Genomic DNA, 21,274 nt, shown 5'->3' with positions numbered 1-21,274 from the left:
GCTGGACGGACGAGCTAGAACAGCGCGTCCGTCGACGCCACCAGCCGCACGCCAGCGGCGCGCATCTCGGCCAGAAAGGCTTCGCCCTGAGACTCGAACCCGGGCACCGAGTGGCTGCAATCGGTCAGCAGCACCAGATCCTTGCGCCGGTCTGTCGGCAAGACCTCGAGTAGATCGCGCAGGGTGCTGGCCACGCAGTGTGACAGGGCTTCACCGGCCACCAGCAGGGTGTCGGCGTCTTGCAGGCGGGCGATCAGGCGGGCATCGAGTGCGGTGCTCGGGTCTGTTGGATCCGGCACCTCGGCGCGCAGGGCCGAATAATGCTCCGTCCGGGGATTGCCGCCCTTGACGATGAAGTCCACCAGGCGCCCGTGCGCTCTTCCCCAGGCATTGAGTGCCTGATGCACGTCCTGCTGCACACCGTGTCCCCAGCCGCCGACCAGGCAGTGCTCCGGCCAGATCACCAGTCGATAGCGCCCGCCTGCTTCCAAGGCCTGCACATAGGCCAGGCCTTTGGCCTGCTGCGCCGGATCACGGGTCTGCCAGCGTCCGTTGGCCACTTCGTCGGCACCGATCTGAGTGAAGGGCGCTGGCGGCTGACCGGCGGCGTCCTGCCACCAGTGCGGATGGGCAATATGCAACGGCTGGTGGGAGTCCAGCGTCAGGTGTACCTGGTCGAGGCGCGCCCCGAGGCGTTCGACCAGGGTAGCGACGCGCTGTAGACCGGCGACCGCGCCGGGGACGGGCAGGGCGGCGCCTGGCAGATCGCAGAAGTCGTTCTGCGGGTCGATCAGCAGCAGGTGCAGCTTGGACTCGGACATGGGGACTCCTCGGGCGAAGGGCTGATGATGGTGCGGGCAGGCGCGGACGGCAGGCAAGCCCCGGGCGGCATGGAAACCCGGTAAGGTGCAGGTCTATGATGAACAGGCCGACCCTGCACCGCGGAGCGCGACATGCTGAATCTGTACCCGGAAATCAAGCCCTATGCCCGCCACGAGCTGGCCGTCGAAGCCCCCCATGTGCTCTATGCCGACGAGAGTGGCTCGCCCGACGGTCTGCCGGTGCTGTTCATCCATGGTGGCCCCGGCTCCGGGTGTGATCGGCTCAGCCGGCGCTTCTTCGACCCCAATCTCTATCGCATCGTCACCTTCGACCAGCGCGGCTGCGGTCGCTCCACGCCCTACGCCAGCCTGGAGAACAACACCACCTGGCACCTGGTGGACGACATCGAGCGCCTGCGCGAGCACCTGGGCATCGAGCAATGGGTGCTGTTCGGCGGCTCCTGGGGCTCGACCCTGGCACTGGCCTATGCCCAGCGCCACCCCGAGCGCGTCCGGGCGATGATCGTCCGCGGCATCTTCCTCTGCCGCCCGGTGGATCTGCAGTGGTTCTACCAGGAAGGAGCGAGCCGGCTCTTCCCGGACTTCTGGCAGGACTACCTGAATCCCATCGCCGAGGACGAACGCGGCGAGCTGATCAACGCCTACTACCGGCGCCTGACCGGTCCGGACGAACTGGCGCAGATGTCCGCCGCCCGTGCTTGGTCCTGCTGGGAAGGTCGTACCGCCACCCTGAGGCCCAACCCCGACGTGCTGGAGAAGTTCAGCGAGCACGCCCTGGCCATCGCCCGCATCGAATGCCACTACTTCGTCAACGACGCCTTCCTCGAACCCAACCAGTTGCTGCGTGACATGCCCCGGATCGCCCATATCCCGGCGGTGATCGTCCACGGTCGCTACGACATGATCTGCCCGCTGGACAACGCCTGGGCACTGCACCATGCCTGGCCGGGCAGCGAATTGCAGATCATCCGCGACGCCGGCCACGCGGCCAGCGAACCCGGCATCTGCGACGCCCTGGTGCGAGCGACCGACCAGATCGCCCGTCAGCTGCTCGACCTGCCGCAGGAAGCCGAATGAAGGCACTGCTGCAGCGGGTCACCCGCGCCGCGGTCGAGGTCGAAGGCGTCGCGGTCGGTACCATCGGCCCGGGCCTGCTGGTCTTCGTCGGCATCGAGCCCCAGGATGACGAGACGACCTGCGCCCGCATGCTCAAGCGCCTGCGGGAATACCGGGTGTTCGCCGATGGCGAGCAGCGCATGAACCTGTCGCTGCAGGAGGTCAATGGCGGCCTGCTGTTGGTGTCCCAGTTCACCCTGGCGGCCGATACCCGCAGCGGGCGCCGCCCGAGTTTTTCCACCGCCGCGCCGCCGGCCCAGGGGGAGCGCCTGTTCAGTCATCTGGTAAGTCTCGCCCGCGACCTGCATCCGGAGGTGCAGACCGGGCGTTTCGGTGCCGATATGCAGGTTTCCCTGGTCAACGACGGACCGGTGACATTTTTATTGTCGATTTAGTGAGGGCGCCCCTTACAGCGCCCTGCCAAGTGTCTATGATTGCGCAGTTCGAGTTTGAACGGTCGTCCAACTGGGGAATCATTGACCCCTGAGGGAGTCGGACCACTGCCTATCCGTTTCGCGACCGTGGGTCGCCGAACGTATTCGTACGCTGATTTAGGAGGCTGCGTGTTATCCAATTCCAAAGTTAAGCCGGGCAAGCAGGGCTTCGCCCTTGCCGGGCTCACCATCGCGCTGGGCCTGTTCAGTGCCCAGGCCCTGGCCTTCAGCCTGGACGACGTGGCCGCCAAGGCCAAAGAGCTCTCCGGGCAGAAGTTCGTCGCGCCCAAGAGCAACCTGCCGGCATCCTTCAGCGGCATGAAGTACGCCGACTATCAGCAGATCACCTTCAATCAGGACAAGGCCTACTGGAAGGATGCCAAGACCCCCTTCCGCCTCAACTTCTATCATGAGGGCATGCACTACAGCGTGCCGGTGAAGATCAACGAGGTCACGGCCACCAACGTCGAGGAGATCAAGTACGATCCGTCGATGTTCAACTTCGGCAACCTGCAGATCGACCAGAGCCAGCTCAAGGATCTCGGCTTCGCCGGCTTCAAGGTGCTCTATCCGCTGAACAAGGCGGACAAGTACGACGAAGTCATGACCATGCTTGGCGCCAGCTACTTCCGCGTGATCGGCAAGAACCAGGTGTACGGTCTGTCGGCCCGCGGCCTGGCCATCGATACGGCGCTGCCGTCCGGCGAGGAATTCCCGCGCTTCACCGAATTCTGGATCGAACAGCCCCAGGCGGATCGTCGCAACCTGGTGATCTATGCGCTGCTCGATTCGCCGCGCGCCACCGGCGCCTATCGCTTCGTGCTGACGCCCGGCAAGGACAGCACCGTCGACGTCGAGTCCAAGGTGTTCCTGCGCGACAACGTCAACAAGCTCGGCCTTGCCCCGCTGACCAGCATGTACCTGTTCGGCCCCAACCAGCCGAGCCCCCAGGTCAACTATCGTCCGGCCCTGCACGATTCCAACGGCCTGGCCATCGCCGCTGGCAATGGCGAGTGGCTGTGGCGCCCGCTGAACAACCCGCGGCGCCTCTCGGTCAGTACCTACACCATCGAGAATCCGCGCGGCTTCGGCCTGCTGCAGCGCGGCCACGAGTTCTACAAGTACCAGGATCTGGACGAGCGCTACGACAAGCGTCCCAGCGGTTGGGTCGAGCCCAAGGGTGACTGGGGCAAGGGCCACATCGAACTGGTGGAGATCCCCACGCCGGACGAGACCAACGACAACATCGTGGCCTTCTGGACGCCGGATACGCTGCCTGAAAAGGGCCAGCCGATCGAGATGAGCTACCGGCTGCACTTCACCACCGACGAGCCGGCGCTGCACACCAAGGACCTGGCCTGGGTCGCCCAGACCCGTCTGTCCACCGGTGACGTGCGCCAGTCCAACCTGGTGCGCCAGACCGATGGCAGCCTGGCCTATATCATCGACTTCGAAGGTCCGAACCTCGATGACCTGCCCGAGGATTCCCAGGTCGGCTCCCAGGTCAGCCTGGATGCCAACGGTGAACTGGTCGAGAACTCTGTGCGCTACAACCCGGTTACCAAGGGCTATCGCCTGACCTTGAGACTCAAGGTCAAGGATCAGACCAAACCGGTGGAAATGCGCGCCAACCTCGCCCAGGGTGACAAGCCGCTCAGCGAAACCTGGACCTACCAGCTACCTGCCAATGAATAACAGCACCCGCGATACCTCGGTCGCCACCTCCGGCGACTACCTCGAACACCTGCCACTGCCCCCCGGGCAGCGGCAGGCGCTGGACGCGACGGCCGACGTCGAGACGCTGCATCGACAACTGGCCGGTACCCGTGGCGAGGGCGCCCAGGGCGCTGATGCGGTGATTGCCTCCACCGAGGCGCGCCTCGCCGCCGGCTGGGGCGAGACCCTGGAAGACGGCGAGTTGCTGGGCAGCGATGCCCAGGGGCGGGTCTTCATCAAGGCCACCCCGCCCATGACCCGTTCCATGATGGTGCCCGATCCCTGGCGCACCAATCCCGTGGCGCGGAGCTGGAAGCGTCTGCTCGGCCGCAAGGACCACAGCCGCTGGCAACCCGATCCCGAGGCCGATGCCCATGCGCACTGGCGCAAGGTCGGTTCCTTCCGGCGCTTCATCTTGCTGATCCTGATGCTGGTGCAGACCGGCATCGCCACCTGGTACATGAAGGCCGTGCTGCCCTATCAGGGCTGGGCGCTGGTCGATCTCAGCGAGGTCTACAGTCAGGGTTGGGGCGAGTCCATCCGTCAGGTATTGCCCTACGTGGTGCAGACCAGCATCCTGTTGCTCTTCGCTCTGCTGTTCTGCTGGGTCTCCGCTGGCTTCTGGACCGCCCTGATGGGCTTCTGGCAACTGCTCAGCGGCCGCGACAAGTACAGCATCTCGGCCAGCTCCACCGGGACCGAGCCGATCGATCCCCAGTCGCGCACCGCCCTGGTGATGCCCATCGCCAACGAAGACGTTCCGCGCGTCTTCGCCGGTCTGAGAGCCACCTACGAGTCGGTACGGGCCAGCGGCGAGCTGGAACACTTCGATTTCTTCATCCTCAGCGACAGCAACGATCCGGACAAGTGCGTGGCCGAAGAGAAGGCCTGGCTGGAGCTGTGCCGCGAGGTCGGCGGCTTCGGGCATATTTTCTATCGCCGTCGCCGCCGTCGGGTGAAGCGCAAGAGCGGCAACATCGACGACTTCTGCCGTCGCTGGGGCAGCCAGTACAAGTACATGGTGGTACTCGACGCCGACAGCGTGATGAGCGGCGAATGCCTGGCCAGCCTGGTCCGGCTGATGGAAGCCAATCCCCGTGCCGGCATCATCCAGACCGCGCCCAAGGCGTCGGGCATGGATACCCTCTATGCACGCCTGCAGCAGTTCGCTACCCGGGTGTACGGACCGCTGTTCACCGCGGGCCTGCACTTCTGGCAGCTGGGTGAATCCCACTACTGGGGTCACAACGCCATCATCCGGGTCAAGCCGTTCATCGACCACTGCGCCCTGGCTCCCCTGCCGGGTACCGGTTCCTTCGCGGGCGCCATCCTCTCCCACGACTTCGTCGAAGCCGCGCTGATGCGCCGCTCCGGCTGGGGCGTGTGGATCGCCTACGACCTGCCGGGCAGTTACGAAGAACTGCCGCCGAACCTGCTGGACGAACTCAAGCGTGACCGTCGCTGGTGCCACGGCAACCTGATGAACTTCCGATTGTTCCTGGTCAAGGGCATGCACCCGGTGCACCGCGCGGTATTCCTCACCGGGGTGATGTCCTACCTGTCGGCGCCGCTGTGGTTCCTCTTCCTGGTACTGTCCACCGCGCTGCTGGCGATCCACAAGTTGCTGGAGCCCCAGTACTTCTTCCAGCCCCGGCAGCTGTTCCCGGTCTGGCCCCAGTGGCATCCGGAGCAGGCCATCGCGCTGTTCTCCACCACCCTGGTGCTGCTGTTCCTGCCCAAGCTGCTCAGCGTGGTGCTGATCATCGCCAAGGGCGCGAAGGAATTCGGCGGTGGGCTGCGGCTGTTCCTCTCCATGATGCTGGAGATGCTCTTCTCGGTGCTGCTGGCACCGGTGCGGATGCTGTTCCACACGGTGTTCGTGACTGCCGCCTTCCTCGGCTGGTCGGTGCAGTGGAATTCGCCCCAGCGTGACGACAACGACACGCCCTGGAGCGAGGCCTTTCGCCGTCATGGTTCGCAGATGCTGCTCGGCCTGATCTGGACCGCCGGCGTCGCCTGGCTGGACCCGCGTTTCCTCTGGTGGTTATCGCCCATCGTGGTGTCGCTGATCCTGTCGGCGCCGGTGTCGGTGATTTCCAGCCGGACCAACCTGGGCCTGGGCAGTCGCCGCCATCACCTGTTCCTGATTCCGGAAGAGTACGCGCCGCCGCGGGAATTGGTCGCGACCGACGAGTACCTGCACCTGAACAACCGCAATGCCCTGACCAAGGGTTTCCTGCGCGCCACCGTCGATCCGGTGCTCAACGCCCTGGCCATCGCCATGGCCCGCGGGCGCCACGGCAAGGTGGTGGAGCCGGCACGACGCCTGCGCGAAGAGCGGGTGGCACGGGTACTGGCCGCCGGTCCGGACAAGACCAAGGGTGACGACCAGTGGCGTCTGCTCAGCGATCCTGATGGCATGGCGCAACTGCACCTACAGGTCTGGAAAGCCGAAGAGCATCGCAACTGGCGTGAAGCCTATGCGACCCTGCGGCCGCGCTCCCACAGCGATTCGGCCGCGGATACCCTGGCCAATCCGACCAACCTGAGCCCGCGGCCCGCCTCCTGAGGCGGTATTCCGCGCCATGAAAAAGCCCGGTGTCGCGAGACACCGGGCTTTTTCATTTCATAAGTTTCGGCCTAGAACAGCCGAGCGAGCAGGGCCGGGACGGCATTCTCCACTCGCAGGATGCGCTCACCGAGCTGCACGGGCGCAAGGCCCGCTTCCTGCAGCTTTTCCACCTCATAGGGAATCCAGCCCCCTTCCGGGCCGATCGCCAGCGTCACGGGCTCGCTGAGGGCGCGTGGGCAGGTCGGATAGTTACCCGGGTGGCCAACCAGGCCACGGGTGCCGGCTGCCAGAGTGGGAAGGCGGTCTTCGACGAAGGGCTTGAAGCGCTTTTCGATGAACACCTCCGGCAGCACCGTGTCTCGCGCCTGTTCCAGGCCCAGGCGCAACTGCTCCTCAATGGCGGTCGGTTCGAGGAAGGGGGTCTGCCAGAAACTCTTTTCCACCCGGTAGCTGTTGAGCAGCACCAGCCGCTCGACGCCCATGGCAGAGACGGTCTGCAGCACGCGGCGCAGCATCTTGGGCCGCGGCAGGGCCAGCAGCAGGGTGAGCGGCAGCTTGGCCGGTGGCGCCTGGTCGAGGGTGACGCTCAGACAGGCCTGGCCGGCATCGAGTGACTCGATGTGGCCGGAACCCATCAGGCCATTCAGCAGGCCCACGCGCATCCGGTCTCCGGCGGCCGCCTGGTGCACTTCGCGCAGATGGGCGAGACGCCGCGGATCGCGCAGCACGACCCGGTCACTGGCCGTGAAATCGGCCGCGTCGAGCAGGATCAGGTTCACGGGCGCTCTGCGGGCGGCTGGGCTTCGGTGCCGGTCTCTTCATCGTCGATGGGGCGTTCGCGTTTCTGTACGAAGCGACCGAACAGCAGGCCGATCTCGAACAGCAGCCACATGGGCACGGCCAGCATGGTCTGGGAGAAGACATCCGGCGGCGTCAGGATCATGCCGACCACGAAGCAGCCGATGATGACGTAGGGTCGGATCTTCTTCAGGTAGTCCACGTCGACCACGCCGATCCAGATCAGTAGCACCGTAGCCACTGGAATCTCGAAGGCTACGCCGAAGGCGAAGAACAGCGTCAGGATGAAATCCAGATAGGCGTTCAGGTCCGGCATCATCATGGCGCCTTCCGGCGTGATGCTGCTGAAGAAGTGGAAGATGATCGGGAACACCAGGAAGTAGGCGAAGGCCATGCCGGCATAGAACAGCAGGATGCTGGAGATCAGCAGCGGGATGGCGACCTTCTTCTCGTGACGATAGAGCCCAGGCGCGATGAACCCCCAGACCTGATGCAGGATCACCGGCATGGCGATGAACAACGACACCACCAGGGTGAGCTTGAAGGGTGCGAGAAAGGGCGAGGTGACGTCCGTGGAGATCATGGTCGCGCCTTCGGGCAGCACGCGGCGGATCGGCTCGGAAGCGAAGGCATAGATCTTCTGGGCGAAGTAGAACAGCCCGAGGAAGATCAGGAAGGTCGCCAGCACGCATCTCAGGATGCGCGTACGCAATTCGGTCAGGTGCGAGACCAGAGGCATTTCCTGGTCGTCGTGTTCGGGAGGCTTGTCGCTCATGGTGCTCTTGGCGGCGTCTGGGGCGGATCCTGCGGGCGTTCGGCAACCACGTCCTGGGGCATGGGCGGCGCAGCGGCGGCAGGGGGCGTCTGGGCCTCAGGGGTGGACGCCCCGGGCTTGGGCCGATTGTCGCGCTGCTCCAGGGACAGGATATGCTCGTTGCGCAGCTGCTGGCGAATTTCGTCGGCGCCGATCTCCCGCTCGACTTCCTGGCGGATGCTATTGAAGCTCCGCCGCAGGCGGCCGATCCACAGGCCTGCGGTGCGCGCTGCACCGGGCAGGCGCTCCGGACCCAGCACCAGCAGGGCGACGAATCCCACCAGCATCATCTCGGGAAAGCTGATTCCGAACATGGCGGGGCCTTAGTCCTTGCGCACCACCGGCTCTTCGACCTTGCGATGCTCGGCCTCGAAGGTCTGGGGGCGATTCAGGGGCGCATTGGGGTTGGCTGTGGTGGTAGCCGGCGGTTGCTCGGCTTTCTCGTCTTCGTCGGTGTGCATGGCCTTGCGGAAGCCCTTGATGGCTTCGCCTACGTCCGAGCCGAGATTCTTCAGGCGTTTGGTGCCGAAGACGATCACCACGACGAGCAGGATGACGATCCAGTGTTTCCAGTCGAAGATACCCATGGTCTTTCCTCGTTGCGAAGCTTGGGGTCAGGATTGAGTGCGGGCCGCCTTTTCGGCATGCCCGGAGAGGCCGAAACGGCGGTCCAGTTCGTCCAGTACGGCCTGGGGATGCTGGCCCAGGGCCGAAAGCATGATCAGGCTGTGGAACCAGAGGTCGGCGGTCTCGTAGATGACGTCGTCGTACTGACCGCTGGTAGCCGCGTCCTTGGCGGCGAGAATGGTCTCGACGCTTTCCTCGCCGACCTTTTCCAGGATCTTGTTCAGACCCTTGTGATAGAGGCTGGCCACGTAGGAGGAATCCGGGGCGGCTTGCTTGCGTTCTTCCAGCACCTGCGCCAGGCGCGTGAGGGTGTCAGTCATGGCCGTGGCCTCCGGCATAGATGGCGCTGGGATCCTTGAGTACCGGGTCGACGGTCTGCCACTGGCCATCGCATAGGACGCGATAGAAGCAGCTCTCGCGGCCGGTATGGCAAGCGATGCCGCCCAGCTGCTCCACCTGCAGCACGACGACGTCGGCGTCGCAGTCCAGGCGCAGCTCCAGGACCCGTTGCACATGGCCGGATTCCTCGCCCTTGCGCCACAGGCGATTACGCGAGCGCGACCAGTAGACCGCACGGCCTTCGGCGGCGGTCAGGGCCAGGGACTCGCGGTTCATCCAGGCCATCATCAGGATGCGTCCCGTGGCGGGGTCCTGGGCGATGGCCGGCACCAGGCCATCGTCGTTCCAGTGGATCTCGTCTAACCAGTCGCTCATCGGTCTGTTCAGTACTACGAATTAGGGTACCAGCCTCGCACAAGACGCGGCTCGAATACAGCGGCAGGGCACCAATGGCTGAGGGCGTGTATTGCGCCCGATGAAAGTGACAGGATCGTGACAGCTTAAGGAGTTCAGCGGCGGATCACCAGAACCAGGCCACCGACCAGCATGGCCCAGGCCGGCCAGGCCTGGGCATGGGGTTCGAGACCCAGCTGAGTGGCGCCGACCAGCAGTACCGCGCCGATCACTCGGACGATCCAGTCGTCGTTGCGGCCGCCCCATGGATTGGGCGGGTCCTTGCGGTGCGGCTGGGTGATGCGCTCCAAGGTATCGCGCGCCATCTGCGCCAGGTGCGGGATCTGTTCCAGTTGCTGCTGGATATTGCGGGCGACCTGCGGCGGACTCAGCCGCTTGCGCATCCACTTTTCCAGATAGGGCTTGGCGGTGGACCAGAGGTCCAGGTCCGGATAGAGCTGGCGTCCCAAGCCCTCGATGTTCAGCAGGGTCTTCTGCAGCAGCACCAGCTGCGGCTGGATCTCCATGTTGAAGCGGCGCGCCACCTGGAACAGGCGCAACAACAACTGGCCGAAGGAGATGTCCTTGAGCGGCTTCTCGAAGATGGGTTCGCAGACGGTACGGATGGCCGCTTCCAGCTCGTTGACCTGGGTGTTGGCGGGGACCCAGCCGGAGTCGATGTGCAACTGGGCGACCTTGCGGTAGTCGCGCTGGAAGAAGGCCCAGAGGTTGCGTGCCAGGTAGTCCTGGTCCTCGGGCGTCAGGCTGCCGATGATGCCGCAGTCCACCGCGATGTAGAGCGGGTCCCAGGGCTTGGCAGTGCTGACGAAGATGTTGCCGGGATGCATGTCGGCATGGAAGAAGCTATCGCGGAACACCTGGGTGAAGAAGATCTCCACGCCGCGTTCGGCCAGCAGCTTGAAGTCGGTGCCCTGGTCGCGTAGTGCGGCCAGGTCGGTCACCGGGATGCCGTAGATGCGTTCCATGACCAGCACCCGCTCGCGGCACCAGTCCCAATAGACCTGGGGCACGTAGAGTCGCTCGGAGCCTTCGAAATTGCGCCGCAGCTGGCTGGAGTTGGCTGCCTCGCGCAGCAGGTCCAGTTCGTCGTAGATGGTCTTCTCGTAATCGCTGACCACGTCCACCGGGTGGAGGCGGCGTGCCTCGGCGGAGAGGCGCTCGGCGGTGCGCGCCAGCAGGAACAGCCAGGCGATGTCCTGGCTGATGATGCCTTTCAGGCCGGGCCGTACCACCTTGACCACCACCTCTTCGCCGGTGCGCAGCTGGGCGGCGTGGACCTGGGCCACCGAGGCCGAGGCCAGCGGCTGGTGGTCAAAGCGGGCGAAGGCCTGCTTGATGGGCACCCCGAGTTGCGACTCGATGAGTGCCACGGCCTTTTCCGGCGGGAAGGGCGGGACCTTGTCCTGCAGGAACATCAGCTCGTCGGCGATATCCTCGGGCATGAGGTCCCGGCGGGTGGAGAGGATCTGGCCGAACTTGACGAACACCGGGCCCAGGCCTTCCAGGGCCAGGCGCAGGCGCGCACCGCGCGGCAGGGTCTTGCTCGGGCGCGGCAGCCAGCGCCAGGGCATGAAGTAGCGCGTGGTCCGCAGGTACCAGGGCAGCGGCAGGGCGTAGACGATGTCGTCCAGCCGATAGCGGATGACGACGAAGAAGATCCGCAACAGGCGGTTGAGGGCAGCGAACAGCTTCATTCGTCGGGGTTGTCCCTGGCGGAGCGGGCGGCGCCCAGGCGGGCGAGGCGAGCGTCGAGGCGATCCACGTCCAGGCGCAGGGCGTCGATTTCGGCGAAGCGCGCTTCGCCTTCGAGACGACCCACCAGGTGGCGGCTTTCCTCGTTCAGCCAGTTGGACAGCGTCAGGCGCAGGCTGTCCCGGCTCTGCTCACCGAAGGCTTGGCCGCGACGGGCGAGATCACCGAGCAACGCTGCGGGTAGTGGCCCGAGCCAGCGACTCACCTCGTGCTGCCAGTCCAGCTCCAGCTTCTGCAGGATATCGGCCAGTTCGATCAGCAGGGTGCTGTCGCCTTCGAGACGCACGTCGGGCTGGTGCAGGACCTTTTGCTTGTCGCGGGCCAATGCCAGTTCGGCCAGGCGCGTCGCCGGCGCGCTCAGGGTGCAGTCGACGTCACCCTCGTGGTGGGCAGCGAAGTGCAGGCCGTCGCCGGCCGGCAGGATGTAGAGGCGCAGGGCGGGTTGCCGAGCCTGGACGGCGATGACGCGGCCAGTCAGGCCCGCCAGGCGCGGCAAGGCCACGGGGTCGAGCGCCAGCAGCGGATTCAGGCCGCGCTCCAGTGCGGCCAGCAACGCCTGGGTGACGAGGGCCATCAGGGCTTGATGCCGCGATGCAGGGCGACCACGCCGCTGGTCATGTTGTGGAAGGTGACCCGGGCGAAGCCGGTCTCTTCCATCATGGCCTTGAGGGTTTGCTGGTCGGGGTGCATGCGGATGGATTCCGCCAGGTAGCGGTAGCTCTCGGCATCGCCGGCCACCAGCTTGCCCATCAGCGGCAGCAGGCCGAAGGAGTAGGCGTCATAGGCCTTGGAGACCAGCGGATTGGTGGGCTTGGAGAATTCCAGCACCAGCAGCCGGCCACCGGGCTTGAGCACGCGCAGCATGGATGCCAGGGCCTGGTCCTTGTGGGTCACGTTGCGCAGGCCGAAGGCAATGGTGATGCAGTCGAAGTGATTGTCGGGGAAGGGCAGCTTCTCGGCGTCGGCCTGGACGAAGCGCACGTTGCTCGCCACGCCTTCGTCGAGCAGGCGGTCGCGACCGACCTTGAGCATGGAGTCGTTGATGTCGGCCAGCACCACTTCGCCGGTCGGGCCGACCAGGCGGGCGAACTGCTTGGTCAGGTCGCCGGTGCCGCCGGCGATGTCCAGCACGCGGTTGCCGCGGCGCACGCCGGAGAGCTCGATGGTGAATCTCTTCCACAGCCGGTGGATGCCCGCCGACATCAGGTCGTTCATCACATCGTACTTGGCCGCCACCGAGTGGAAGACTTCCGCGACCTTGTAAGCCTTCTGGCTCTCCGGAACGCTCTGGTAGCCGAAGTGGGTCTGGGATTCGGCCTCGGGGCCTTTGCGCGGATCGCTCATGGGGCTACACCTGGGACAGGGACAAGAGGGCATTCTAGCAGGCCGGTCGCCCGGCATGCCCGGCTAAAACGGGGGCTGACCGCTCGGTTCTCGCGATTGGCGACGTAGCGGGCCCTCGCTATAGTCAGGGCCCCTTATCCGGAGTTCCCCGATGTCCCAGATCACCATCGAACGCAGTCATTCGCTCGGCCTGGAAAGCGCGCGGCAAAAGGCTGACCAACTGGCCGAGAAACTCACGCGCGACTATGGGGTGGCCTGCGCCTGGGAGGGCGACACCCTGACGTTCGCCCGTAGTGGCGTGGACGGCCGGATCGAGGTGGCGGAAGACCGTGTGCGGGTGCTGGCGACCCTGGGGATGATGTTCTCGATGCTCAGTGGCCAGATCGAAAAGGAAATCGAGCGCAAGCTGGACAAGGCCCTGGCGAACTGAGCCGGGGCACTCGATGAAGGTCAGGCTCGCCGATCAAGCGTCTTCAGCGGGCGCTGTCGCTCAGCAGCCGCCCGCCAAGCAGTCCCAACAGGGCACCCATGCAGCGGTCGATCTTGCCTTTTGCGCGTAGGTAGAGGGTCTGTGGACGCTGTGCGGAAAAAGCCAGGGCGACGATGGCGTACCATCCGGCTTCCAGTGCCATGACCAAGGGCGGCAGTGCCAGCAAGACCCAACTGGGCGTCGAGGGTGGTACCAGCGATGCGAAGACGCTGACGTAGACGACCGCTGTCTTGGGGTTGCTCAGTTGGGTGAACAGGCCCAGCAGGAAGGCGCGCCTTGGCTGAGTGGCGGTTGGGATAGCCGTACCTGCGGCGCCCAGGGGCCTGCTCGCTCCTCGCCAGATCCGCCAACCCAGGTACAGAAGATAGAGACCACCGGCGATACGCAGCAGCCGGTAAAGCCATTCGACACTCAGGATAATGGCGGTCAAGCCCAGGAGTGCCAGGGAGGCGAAGAGTGCCGCCCCCAGCCCCATGCCCAGGGCTCCTGCCAACGCGCTACGGCGTGACGACTCCAGGGCAATCCGCGATATGAGTACGAAGCTGGGGCCCGGACTCATGGCGCCGACGAGCAGCGTGCCTAGTACCGCAGCGAGAATCAGGGCCGATGACATGGGGGCGCTCTACCAAGCGGGTTAGCGGGAGGCTAATGCAGGCAGGCATGGACGGCAAGGGGTAGCCTCAGAGCATCAGCTTGACCGCGCTGACGTGGGGATCCCGCGTCTTGCCGGCGCGGGCGAGCTTTTCCAGGTAATCGGCCCAGAGCTGGTCGCGGCGACTGCCCAATTCATAGAGATAGTCCCAGCTGAACAGGCCGCTGTCGTGGCCGTCGTCGAAGGTCAGCTTGATGGCGTAGCGCCCCGCCGGCTCCACGGCGGTGATGCCGACGTGCTGTTTGCCGAATTGCAGTACCGGATTGCCATGCCCTTGGACCTCGGCCGAGGGTGAGTGTACCCGCAGGAATTCGGCAGGCAGGTCGAAGATTTCCGCGCCGTAGCTGACGCTGAGGGTCTTGGAAGCCTTGTGGAGCTGGATGGCGGTGGGGGTGCGCATGCTGGGTTCTCTTGGCGGCGTTTTAGCCCTTGCTTCGAGCTATCGCGGCCATGGGCCGCTCCTACAGGGGGATGCTTCTTGTAGGAGCGGCCCATGGCCGCGATCAATCAGGCACAAGGCCTAACGTCACAGTATATAGCGCGACAGGTCTTCGTCCTGGGCCAGTTCGCCCAGGTGGCCGTTCACATAGGCCGCATCGATGACGATGGGCTCGCCATTCTGCTGGCCGGCGAGATCGGCGGCGCTGAAGGACACCTCTTCCAGCAGGCGTTCCAGCAGGGTGTGCAGGCGACGGGCACCGATGTTCTCGGTCTTCTCGTTGACCTGCCAGGCGATCTCGGCGATGCGGGTGATGCCTTCGGCGGCGAACTCCACGTGCAGCCCTTCGGTCTTGAGCAGTTCACGATACTGCTCGGTGAGGGACGCATGGGGCTCGGTGAGGATGCGCTCGAAGTCCTGCGGGGTCAGCGCCTTGAGTTCGACGCGGATCGGCAGGCGACCCTGCAGCTCCGGCACCAGGTCGCTGGGTTTGGACAGGTGGAAGGCACCCGAGGCGATGAACAGGATGTGGTCGGTCTTGACCATGCCCAGCTTGGTATTGACGGTGCAGCCTTCGATCAACGGCAGCAGGTCACGCTGTACGCCCTCGCGGGAGACATCGGCGCCGCTGGTATTGCCGCGCTTGGCGACCTTGTCGATCTCGTCGATGAAGACGATGCCGTGCTGCTCGACGGCCTCCAGGGCACGGCCCTTGAGTTCTTCCTCGTTGACCAGGCGCGCGGCTTCTTCATCGCGCACCAGCTTGAGGGCTTCCTTGACCTTGAGCTTGCGCTGCTTGGTCTTGCCCTTCTGCATGCCGGCGAAGAGATTCTGCAGCTGGCTGGTCATCTCCTCCATGCCAGGCGGGGTCATGATCTCGACGCCGGCCGGGGTGTCGGCCACCTCGATGTCGATTTCCTTGTCGTCCAACTGGCCTTCGCGCAGGCGCTTGCGGAACAGCTGACGGGTGTTGCTATCGGTGGCGGCCGGCTGCGGCTCGTTGCTGAAGCCTACCGAGGGGCGTGCCGGTGGCAGCAGGGCGTCGAGGATGCGCTCTTCGGCAGCGTCTTCGGCGCGGTGGCGGTTACGCACCATTTCCTGTTCGCGCAGCATCTTCACGGCGGCATCGGCCAGGTCACGGATGATGGACTCGACGTCGCGGCCGACATAGCCGACCTCGGTGAACTTGGTGGCTTCCACCTTGAGGAAGGGCGCGTTGGCCAGTTTGGCCAGGCGCCGGGCTATCTCGGTCTTGCCCACACCCGTGGGGCCTATCATCAGGATGTTCTTCGGCGTGACCTCGGGGCGCAGCTCGGCGGGCAGCTGCATGCGCCGCCAGCGGTTGCGCAGGGCGATGGCCACGGCGCGCTTGGCGTCGTCCTGGCCGATGATGTGGCGATTGAGTTCGTGGACGATCTCGCGGGGGGTCATGGACATGGGCAGTCTCTAAACCGGATCACGCCTGGGGCGCGTCCAGCTCCTCGATGGTCAGGTTGCGGTTGGTGAACACGCAGATGTCACCGGCGATGTTGAGCGCGGTCTCGGCGATCTCGCGGGCACTGAGGTCGGTGTGCATCAGCAGCGCGCGAGCGGCGGCCTGGGCATAGGCGCCACCGGAACCCATGGCGATGAGGCCTTCTTCGGGTTCCACCACGTCGCCGTTGCCGGTGATGATCAGGGAGGCGTCCTTGTTGGCCACCGCCAGCATGGCTTCCAGGCGGCGCAGGGCGCGGTCGGTACGCCAATCCTTGGCCAGTTCGACGGCGGCACGGACCAGGTGGCCCTGGTGCTTCTCGAGTTGCGCCTCGAAGCGCTCGAAGAGGGTGAAGGCATCGGCGGTACCGCCAGCGAAACCGGCCAGCACCTCGCCTCGGTACAGCCGCCGGACTTTCTTGGCATTGCCTTTCATGACGGTGTTGCCCAGGGAAACCTGGCCGTCGCCGCCGATCACGACCTTGCCGTTGCGGCGTACAGAAACGATGGTGGTCAAGGGAATCTCTCCGCGTTGCTTGGGGCAGTCAGCCCCGGTTACGCGGAGATATGGGGATGGCCGCGGCGCCCTTCAAGCATCGCGGGAGGGATTCGCCTAATCAGTGACCGCGGCGCTGCTGCAGCAATAGATTCTTGAACCCACTGCCGGCGAGTTGCTTCTGCGCCTGGGTCAGCTGGTCGCGATCACTGTAGGGCCCGACCAGCACCCGGTACCAGGTGTCGTCCTTGACCTTGCCCGACTCCACCCGCACGTCCTGGCCGAGCATGATGATCTGGGCGCGCACCCGGTCGGCATCGGCCTGGGTGCGGAAGGAGCCGGCCTGGAGGAAGAACAGGGTCACCGGCGGCTGGGGCTTGGTGGTGGCTTCCTTGGGCGGCGTGGTGGCGGTCTGGCCAGGCGTGGTGCCCGGGGCGGTCGACGTGGTGCCGGCAGCGGGCTGGCCGGCTTGGCCAGGCGTCGCGGTCGCGTCCGGTTTGGCCGGTGTGGTCGGCTTGGCCGCCGGGTTGCGCGGCACGGCATCCGGCGGCACGATCACTTCGGATTCGGGCAACAGGGTGTAGAAGTCGTACTTGGGCTTGATCGGTGTCGGAGGAGTGGCCTCGTTCTTGGCCGCCGCGGCCGGCGCCTTGCCATTGCCCGCCGCGGCCGCCGGTCGACCCTCGTCCGGCTTGGTACGCTGCACCGCCTTGTTGCCCGGTTCGAGCTTCATCAGGAAGACCACGAAGGCGCCAATGGCCAGTCCCGACGCGAGCCAGACCCAGCCGGGCAAGGGCTGCTTCTTGGGAGCCGAGGTGTTGCGACTGGCGCCGCGCTTGGGTGGGGCTTTCTTGGTGGCCATCAGGCGGGGATCCGTCTCTTACATGCGTTCCAGGGTATGCAGGCCGAGCAGTTCCAGGCCCTGCTTGAGGGTACGCCCGGTAAGCGCGGCCAGGCGCAGGCGGCTCTGACGCAGCTCGGGATCCTCGGCAGTCAGGATCGGGCAATTCTCGTAGAAGCTGGAGAACAGGCCGGCCAGGTCGTAGAGATAGCTGCACAGCAGGTGTGGCGTGCCCTTGTCGGCGACGCTGCCGAGGATCTCGCCTAATTGCGCCAGGCGGCCGCCCAGGTCCTGCTCCTGGGGGGCGTCCAGTTGGATGCTGCCGGTGGGCTCGGTCTGCCCGGCCTTGCGCAGGACACTGGCGACCCGGGTGTAGGCATACAGCAGATAGGGCGCGGTATTGCCCTCGAAGCTGAGCATCTGCTCGAAGTTGAAGCTGTAGTCGCTGGTACGGTGCTTGGACAGGTCGGCGTACTTCACCGAGGCGATGCCCACCACGCGGCCGATATGGCGCAGTTCGTCTTCGCTGAAGGGCGTCTCGCCGCGCTCGGCGCGTCCGGCATTGCGCTCCTTGACCAGTTGGTAGGCGCGTTCCTCGGCTTCGTCGAGCAGGTCGACCAGCTTCACGGTACCGCCGTCGCGGGTCTTGAAGGGGCGGCCGTCGGCGCCGTTCATGGTGCCGAAGCCCATGTGCTCCAGTTGCATGGCTGGATCGACGAAGCCTGCGCGGCGCGCGACCTCGAAGGCCATCTGGAAGTGCAGGGCCTGGCGTTGGTCGACGAAGTAAAGAGCGCGGTCGGCGTGCAGCTGACGGCTGCGATAGCGCATGGCGGCCAGGTCGGTGGTGGAATAGAGATAGCCGCCACCGGCCTTCTGCACGATCACCGGCAGGGGATTGCCCTCGGCATTCTTGAATTCGTCGAGGAAGACGCAGCGGGCGCCGTCACTCTCGGTGAGCAGGCCGGCGGCGTCGAGATCGGCCACCACCTGGGCCAGGTCGTCGTTGTAGGCGCTCTCGCCCTTGACGTCGGCCGGGGTCAGCTTGACGTTGAGGCGGTCGTAGACCTCCTGGCAGTGGGACAGGGAGACGGCATTGAAGCGCTCCCAGAGACGCAGGCAATGGGCATCGCCCGCCTGCAGCGCCACCACCAGTTCGCGGGCGCGGGCAGCGAATTCCGGCGAGGCATCGAAGCGGCCCTTGGCGGCGCGGTAGAACATCTCCAGGTCGGCCAGCTCGCCCTCGGCGGCCTGGGGCTGCTCTTCCATGTAGGCCAGCAGCATGCCGAACTGGGTGCCCCAGTCACCGACGTGGTTCTGGCGGATCACCTCGTCGCCGAGGAATTCCAGCACCCGCGCCACGGCGTCACCGATGATGGTGGAGCGCAGATGGCCGACGTGCATCTCCTTGGCCAGGTTCGGCGAAGACAGGTCCACCACCACGCGTTGACGCGGATCGTGCTTGGGTACGCCCAGGTGTGGATCGGCGAAGGCGGCATCCAGCCGCGCGGCCAGTTGCGCGTGATTCTGGAAGAAGTTGAGGAAGCCGGGGCCGGCGATCTCCACCTTGCTCACCGACGGATCGGCGGGCAGGGCAGCCAGCAGCTTCTCGGCCAGGTCGCGCGGTTTGGCGCGAGCTGGCTTGGCCAGCAACAGGGCGACGTTGCTGGCGAAGTCGCCGTGGCTCTTGTCCTTGGTGTTTTCCACCTGGATGGCCGGGGCGACGTCGGCCGGCAGGGTGCCGTCGGCGATCAGGCGGTCGAGGGCGTGCTGGATGAGCTGGCGGATGCTGTCTTTCATGATCTTGGGCCTTCGGCGTGCGCCGGGCGCGCACTGCGATGAAAACCCGGCATTATCCGTGGCTGGCCCGGCCTTGCCAATGGTAAGCCTGTGCCACTAGAAGAGATCGATGGGATCGACGTCCAGCGACCAGCGCACCTGGCGGGCCTCCGGCAGGCTCTCGAGCTGGGCGACCCAGATCGCCAGCAGCCGGTGCAAGGGCGCGCGGCTGCTGCTTTGCAGCAGCAACTGGGCGCGATGACGGCCGGCACGGCGCTCCATTGGCGCCGGTACCGGACCGAGCAACTCCACTTGGGGCAGGGCCAGATTGACCGCCAGTCCTTCGGCGACGTGATAGGCCGCTTCAAGGAAGTTCTCCACCTGATCCTGGCGGTGCGCATCGGCGCGCAGCAGCGCCAGATAGGCGAAGGGTGGCAGTCCGGCGGATCGCCTTTCCTGCAGCGCCTGGCGAGCAAAGGCCGGATAACCTTCCTCGGCCAGCTGGACCATCAGTGGATGATCGGCCAGGTGGGTCTGGATCAGTACCTGACCAGGCTCTTCGGCACGGCCGGCGCGACCGGCGACCTGGACGATTTGTTGCGCCATGCGCTCGCTGGCACGGAAGTCGGCGGAAAACAGCCCGCTGTCGGCGTCCAGCACGGCGACCAGGGTCACCTTGGGGAAGTGGTGTCCCTTGGCGAGCATCTGGGTGCCGACCAGGATGCAGGGCGTGCCGCTGTGAATGGTGCGCAACAGCTTGCCCAGGGCATCCTTGCGTGCCGTGGTGTCGCGGTCGATGCGCAGCACCGGCACGTCCGGGAACAGCAACTGCAGCCGTTCCTCGGCGCGTTCGGTACCGGCGCCTACCGGGCGCAGATCCAGCTTGCCACAGGACGGACAGTGACGCGGTGGTACCTGGCGATGATCGCAATGGTGGCAGCGCAGCTCGCCAGAGCCACGGTGATAGGTCATGCGTGCATCGCAGCGGGGGCACTGGGCCAGCCAGCCGCAGTCGTGGCAGAGCAGGGTGGGGGCGAAGCCGCGGCGGTTGAGGAACACCAGTACCTGCTGGCCGCGTTCGAGGGTGGCCCCCATGGCCTTGAGCAATGGTTGCGACAGGCCGCTGTCCAGCGGTCGACTGCGCACGTCCAGGCGCTCGAAGCGCGGCGGCTGGGCTCCACCGGCGCGCAGCGACAGGCGCAGATGGGCGTAGCGCCCCTGGTCGGCGTTGTGCAGGCTTTCCAATGACGGCGTGGCCGAACCCAGCACCACCGGCAGATTCTCGAAGCGAGCGCGGACCACCGCCAGGTCGCGGGCGTGATACCTCAGCCCCTCCTGCTGTTTATAGGAGGCGTCGTGTTCTTCGTCGACGATGAGCAGTCCGAGATGCTTGAGCGGAGTGAACAGCGCCGAGCGGGTGCCCACCACGATGTCCACCTCGCCATCGCGGGCGGCCAGCCAGATATCCATGCGCTCGCGATCGGTCAGCGCCGAATGCAGCAGGGCGATGCGGGCATTGAAGCGCTGCTCGAAGCGCCCCAGGGTCTGGGGCCCCAGGTTGATCTCCGGGATCAGCAGCAGCGCCTGGCGTCCCGCTTCCAAGGTGGCCCGGATCAGTTGCAGATAGACCTCGGTCTTGCCGCTGCCGGTTACTCCCTCCAATAGATAGCAGTGGAAACCACTGCCGGCGCGAACCGCCTCATAGGCCAGCCGCTGTTCGCTGTTGAGCGGCAATTCGGCCTGGGCGAGCCAGGAGCCCTGGTGCCGGGTCGGCTGGTGATAGCGGGTCTCCACCTTGACCAGGCCCTTGGCCTGCAGGAGATCGAGACTGTCCTTGACCAGGCCGAGCTGGCCGAGCAATTCGTGCAGCACGCCATGGGGGTGCTGGCGTAGGGTCTTGAGCGCCTCGCGCTGCCGCGGTGCCCGGGCCAGGCGCGGATCTTCCGGACGGGCGTCGGGCTGGGCGATCCAGAAGCGTTGCAGCCGACGCTCCGCTGGCTCTCCCTGACGCAAAAGGGCAGGAAGTGCCCAGCTCAAGGTATCGCCGAGGCTGTGCTGGTAGTACTGGGCGGACCACTGGCAGAGTTCGAACAGGGCGCTCGGCAATGGTGGGCGTTCGTCGAGCAGTTGCAGGGCCTGGCGCAGCTTGTCCGCGGGGACCTCGCTTTCCTGGGCGATCTCGATCAGTACCCCGACCACCTCGCGGCGACCGAAGGGGACTCGCAGGCGCACCCCCGGGCGCAATTGCTCCGCTGCCGCGCCCTTGGGCGGCAGGTAGTCGAACAGGCGACGCAGCGGGGAAGGCAGGGCCAGGCGCAGGATCGGAGGCACGGCGGGGC

22 protein-coding genes are annotated in these 21,274 nt (G+C 65.7%); 5 read left to right on the top strand and 17 right to left on the bottom strand.

Annotated elements, in window-relative coordinates; all coding sequences use genetic code 11:
- Nucleotides 1-14 precede the first annotated feature (14 nt).
- On the bottom strand, nucleotides 15-821 hold the full coding sequence (locus RND78_RS06780; RefSeq protein WP_312727070.1) for a hypothetical protein: 807 nt from the start codon (nucleotides 819-821) through the stop codon (nucleotides 15-17).
- 132 nt (nucleotides 822-953) lie between these two features.
- Here RND78_RS06780 and pip point away from each other — a divergent pair, with 132 nt between their 5' ends.
- The 4 genes from pip (at nucleotide 954) to mdoH (ending at nucleotide 6,677) form a co-directional block, all read left to right on the top strand.
- Nucleotides 954-1,919: a prolyl aminopeptidase gene (gene pip, locus RND78_RS06775; RefSeq protein ID WP_312727067.1), complete on the top strand. Its 966-nt coding sequence runs from the start codon at nucleotides 954-956 to the stop codon at nucleotides 1,917-1,919.
- Nucleotides 1,916-2,353 (top strand): D-aminoacyl-tRNA deacylase, encoded by a 438-nt coding sequence (dtd, locus tag RND78_RS06770; protein WP_312727064.1) that lies wholly within the window; start codon nucleotides 1,916-1,918, stop codon nucleotides 2,351-2,353. The genes pip and dtd overlap by 4 nt, the downstream gene beginning before the upstream one ends.
- Nucleotides 2,354-2,521: 168 nt before the next feature.
- Nucleotides 2,522-4,087 carry a glucan biosynthesis protein G gene (locus tag RND78_RS06765; protein ID WP_312727062.1) on the top strand — a complete coding sequence of 522 codons (1,566 nt, stop codon included), beginning with the start codon at nucleotides 2,522-2,524 and terminating at the stop codon, nucleotides 4,085-4,087.
- Entirely contained in the window at nucleotides 4,080-6,677 is a 2,598-nt protein-coding gene (gene mdoH / locus RND78_RS06760) for a glucans biosynthesis glucosyltransferase MdoH (RefSeq protein WP_312727061.1), read from the top strand. Before RND78_RS06765 ends, mdoH begins: the two co-directional genes overlap by 8 nt.
- A gap of 71 nt (nucleotides 6,678-6,748) precedes the next feature.
- On the opposite strand, the gene RND78_RS06755 is transcribed toward mdoH, so the two are convergent.
- The 9 genes from RND78_RS06755 to ubiE form a co-directional block, all read right to left on the bottom strand.
- Nucleotides 6,749-7,459, bottom strand: coding sequence for a 16S rRNA (uracil(1498)-N(3))-methyltransferase (locus RND78_RS06755; RefSeq protein WP_312727059.1), 711 nt, complete (start codon nucleotides 7,457-7,459; stop codon nucleotides 6,749-6,751).
- On the bottom strand, nucleotides 7,456-8,253 hold the full coding sequence (gene tatC, locus RND78_RS06750; protein WP_312727056.1) for a twin-arginine translocase subunit TatC: 798 nt from the start codon (nucleotides 8,251-8,253) through the stop codon (nucleotides 7,456-7,458). The genes RND78_RS06755 and tatC overlap by 4 nt, the downstream gene beginning before the upstream one ends.
- Entirely contained in the window at nucleotides 8,250-8,606 is a 357-nt protein-coding gene (tatB, locus tag RND78_RS06745; protein WP_312727053.1) for a Sec-independent protein translocase protein TatB, read from the bottom strand. Before tatB ends, tatC begins: the two co-directional genes overlap by 4 nt.
- 9 nt (nucleotides 8,607-8,615) lie before the next feature.
- Nucleotides 8,616-8,879, bottom strand: coding sequence for a twin-arginine translocase TatA/TatE family subunit (locus RND78_RS06740; RefSeq protein WP_312727051.1), 264 nt, complete (start codon nucleotides 8,877-8,879; stop codon nucleotides 8,616-8,618).
- 27 nt (nucleotides 8,880-8,906) lie between these two features.
- A complete protein-coding gene (locus RND78_RS06735; RefSeq protein WP_295467425.1) occupies nucleotides 8,907-9,239 on the bottom strand; it encodes a phosphoribosyl-ATP diphosphatase in 333 nt (110 codons plus the stop codon).
- Complete coding sequence (hisI, locus tag RND78_RS06730; protein WP_312727045.1) at nucleotides 9,232-9,633, bottom strand: phosphoribosyl-AMP cyclohydrolase; 402 nt, start codon at nucleotides 9,631-9,633, stop codon at nucleotides 9,232-9,234. The genes RND78_RS06735 and hisI overlap by 8 nt, the downstream gene beginning before the upstream one ends.
- Before the next feature lie 134 nt (nucleotides 9,634-9,767).
- On the bottom strand, nucleotides 9,768-11,366 hold the full coding sequence (ubiB, locus tag RND78_RS06725) for a ubiquinone biosynthesis regulatory protein kinase UbiB (RefSeq protein ID WP_312727043.1): 1,599 nt from the start codon (nucleotides 11,364-11,366) through the stop codon (nucleotides 9,768-9,770).
- Nucleotides 11,363-11,998: an SCP2 sterol-binding domain-containing protein gene (locus RND78_RS06720; RefSeq protein ID WP_312727040.1), complete on the bottom strand. Its 636-nt coding sequence runs from the start codon at nucleotides 11,996-11,998 to the stop codon at nucleotides 11,363-11,365. Before RND78_RS06720 ends, ubiB begins: the two co-directional genes overlap by 4 nt.
- Nucleotides 11,998-12,768: a bifunctional demethylmenaquinone methyltransferase/2-methoxy-6-polyprenyl-1,4-benzoquinol methylase UbiE gene (ubiE, locus tag RND78_RS06715; RefSeq protein ID WP_312727039.1), complete on the bottom strand. Its 771-nt coding sequence runs from the start codon at nucleotides 12,766-12,768 to the stop codon at nucleotides 11,998-12,000. Before ubiE ends, RND78_RS06720 begins: the two co-directional genes overlap by 1 nt.
- Nucleotides 12,769-12,919: 151 nt before the next feature.
- On the opposite strand from ubiE, the gene RND78_RS06710 reads away from it, so the two are divergent.
- Nucleotides 12,920-13,198 (top strand): polyhydroxyalkanoic acid system family protein, encoded by a 279-nt coding sequence (locus tag RND78_RS06710; RefSeq protein WP_312727037.1) that lies wholly within the window; start codon nucleotides 12,920-12,922, stop codon nucleotides 13,196-13,198.
- 43 nt (nucleotides 13,199-13,241) lie between these two features.
- On the opposite strand, the gene RND78_RS06705 is transcribed toward RND78_RS06710, so the two are convergent.
- The 7 genes from RND78_RS06705 to RND78_RS06675 form a co-directional block, all read right to left on the bottom strand.
- The gene (locus RND78_RS06705; RefSeq protein WP_312727034.1) at nucleotides 13,242-13,871 is read right to left on the bottom strand and encodes a LysE family translocator; all 630 of its coding nucleotides are present in this window, start codon (nucleotides 13,869-13,871) and stop codon (nucleotides 13,242-13,244) included.
- A gap of 67 nt (nucleotides 13,872-13,938) precedes the next feature.
- A complete protein-coding gene (locus RND78_RS06700) occupies nucleotides 13,939-14,310 on the bottom strand; it encodes a DUF971 domain-containing protein (RefSeq protein WP_312727032.1) in 372 nt (123 codons plus the stop codon).
- 126 nt (nucleotides 14,311-14,436) lie between these two features.
- Complete coding sequence (gene hslU / locus RND78_RS06695; protein ID WP_312727029.1) at nucleotides 14,437-15,786, bottom strand: ATP-dependent protease ATPase subunit HslU; 1,350 nt, start codon at nucleotides 15,784-15,786, stop codon at nucleotides 14,437-14,439.
- Between the two features lie 19 nt (nucleotides 15,787-15,805).
- Nucleotides 15,806-16,339: an ATP-dependent protease subunit HslV gene (gene hslV, locus RND78_RS06690; RefSeq protein WP_058764934.1), complete on the bottom strand. Its 534-nt coding sequence runs from the start codon at nucleotides 16,337-16,339 to the stop codon at nucleotides 15,806-15,808.
- A 100-nt stretch (nucleotides 16,340-16,439) separates the two neighbouring features.
- Nucleotides 16,440-17,180: an SPOR domain-containing protein gene (locus RND78_RS06685; RefSeq protein WP_312727027.1), complete on the bottom strand. Its 741-nt coding sequence runs from the start codon at nucleotides 17,178-17,180 to the stop codon at nucleotides 16,440-16,442.
- Nucleotides 17,181-17,198: 18 nt separating this feature from the next.
- Nucleotides 17,199-18,956, bottom strand: a complete 1,758-nt coding sequence (gene argS / locus RND78_RS06680; protein WP_312727025.1) for an arginine--tRNA ligase — start codon at nucleotides 18,954-18,956, stop codon at nucleotides 17,199-17,201.
- Between the two features lie 96 nt (nucleotides 18,957-19,052).
- Nucleotides 19,053-21,266 carry a primosomal protein N' gene (locus RND78_RS06675; protein WP_312727024.1) on the bottom strand — a complete coding sequence of 738 codons (2,214 nt, stop codon included), beginning with the start codon at nucleotides 21,264-21,266 and terminating at the stop codon, nucleotides 19,053-19,055.
- Between the last annotated feature and the right edge of the window lie 8 nt (nucleotides 21,267-21,274).

This window comes from Pseudomonas oryzihabitans (assembly GCF_032027545.1).
In the GTDB taxonomy this organism is placed as follows: domain Bacteria; phylum Pseudomonadota; class Gammaproteobacteria; order Pseudomonadales; family Pseudomonadaceae; genus Chryseomonas; species Chryseomonas oryzihabitans_F.
This window is presented reverse-complemented; position numbering and strand designations above follow the sequence as displayed.

What these genes read in the sequence shown, in the direction of transcription:
- ubiB (WP_312727043.1), bottom strand. Translation starts at nt 11,366, where the DNA reads ATGAAGCTGTTCGCTGCCCTCAACCGCCTGTTGCGGATCTTCTTCGTC.
- mdoH (WP_312727061.1), top strand. Translation starts at nt 4,080, where the DNA reads ATGAATAACAGCACCCGCGATACCTCGGTCGCCACCTCCGGCGACTAC.
- hisI (WP_312727045.1), bottom strand. Translation starts at nt 9,633, where the DNA reads ATGAGCGACTGGTTAGACGAGATCCACTGGAACGACGATGGCCTGGTG.
- RND78_RS06685 (WP_312727027.1), bottom strand. Translation starts at nt 17,180, where the DNA reads ATGGCCACCAAGAAAGCCCCACCCAAGCGCGGCGCCAGTCGCAACACC.
- RND78_RS06700 (WP_312727032.1), bottom strand. Translation starts at nt 14,310, where the DNA reads ATGCGCACCCCCACCGCCATCCAGCTCCACAAGGCTTCCAAGACCCTC.
- tatB (WP_312727053.1), bottom strand. Translation starts at nt 8,606, where the DNA reads ATGTTCGGAATCAGCTTTCCCGAGATGATGCTGGTGGGATTCGTCGCC.
- RND78_RS06735 (WP_295467425.1), bottom strand. Translation starts at nt 9,239, where the DNA reads ATGACTGACACCCTCACGCGCCTGGCGCAGGTGCTGGAAGAACGCAAG.
- RND78_RS06740 (WP_312727051.1), bottom strand. Translation starts at nt 8,879, where the DNA reads ATGGGTATCTTCGACTGGAAACACTGGATCGTCATCCTGCTCGTCGTG.
- hslU (WP_312727029.1), bottom strand. Translation starts at nt 15,786, where the DNA reads ATGTCCATGACCCCCCGCGAGATCGTCCACGAACTCAATCGCCACATC.
- RND78_RS06780 (WP_312727070.1), bottom strand. Translation starts at nt 821, where the DNA reads ATGTCCGAGTCCAAGCTGCACCTGCTGCTGATCGACCCGCAGAACGAC.
- tatC (WP_312727056.1), bottom strand. Translation starts at nt 8,253, where the DNA reads ATGAGCGACAAGCCTCCCGAACACGACGACCAGGAAATGCCTCTGGTC.
- RND78_RS06720 (WP_312727040.1), bottom strand. Translation starts at nt 11,998, where the DNA reads ATGGCCCTCGTCACCCAGGCGTTGCTGGCCGCACTGGAGCGCGGCCTG.
- dtd (WP_312727064.1), top strand. Translation starts at nt 1,916, where the DNA reads ATGAAGGCACTGCTGCAGCGGGTCACCCGCGCCGCGGTCGAGGTCGAA.
- RND78_RS06705 (WP_312727034.1), bottom strand. Translation starts at nt 13,871, where the DNA reads ATGTCATCGGCCCTGATTCTCGCTGCGGTACTAGGCACGCTGCTCGTC.
- ubiE (WP_312727039.1), bottom strand. Translation starts at nt 12,768, where the DNA reads ATGAGCGATCCGCGCAAAGGCCCCGAGGCCGAATCCCAGACCCACTTC.
- argS (WP_312727025.1), bottom strand. Translation starts at nt 18,956, where the DNA reads ATGAAAGACAGCATCCGCCAGCTCATCCAGCACGCCCTCGACCGCCTG.
- pip (WP_312727067.1), top strand. Translation starts at nt 954, where the DNA reads ATGCTGAATCTGTACCCGGAAATCAAGCCCTATGCCCGCCACGAGCTG.
- RND78_RS06710 (WP_312727037.1), top strand. Translation starts at nt 12,920, where the DNA reads ATGTCCCAGATCACCATCGAACGCAGTCATTCGCTCGGCCTGGAAAGC.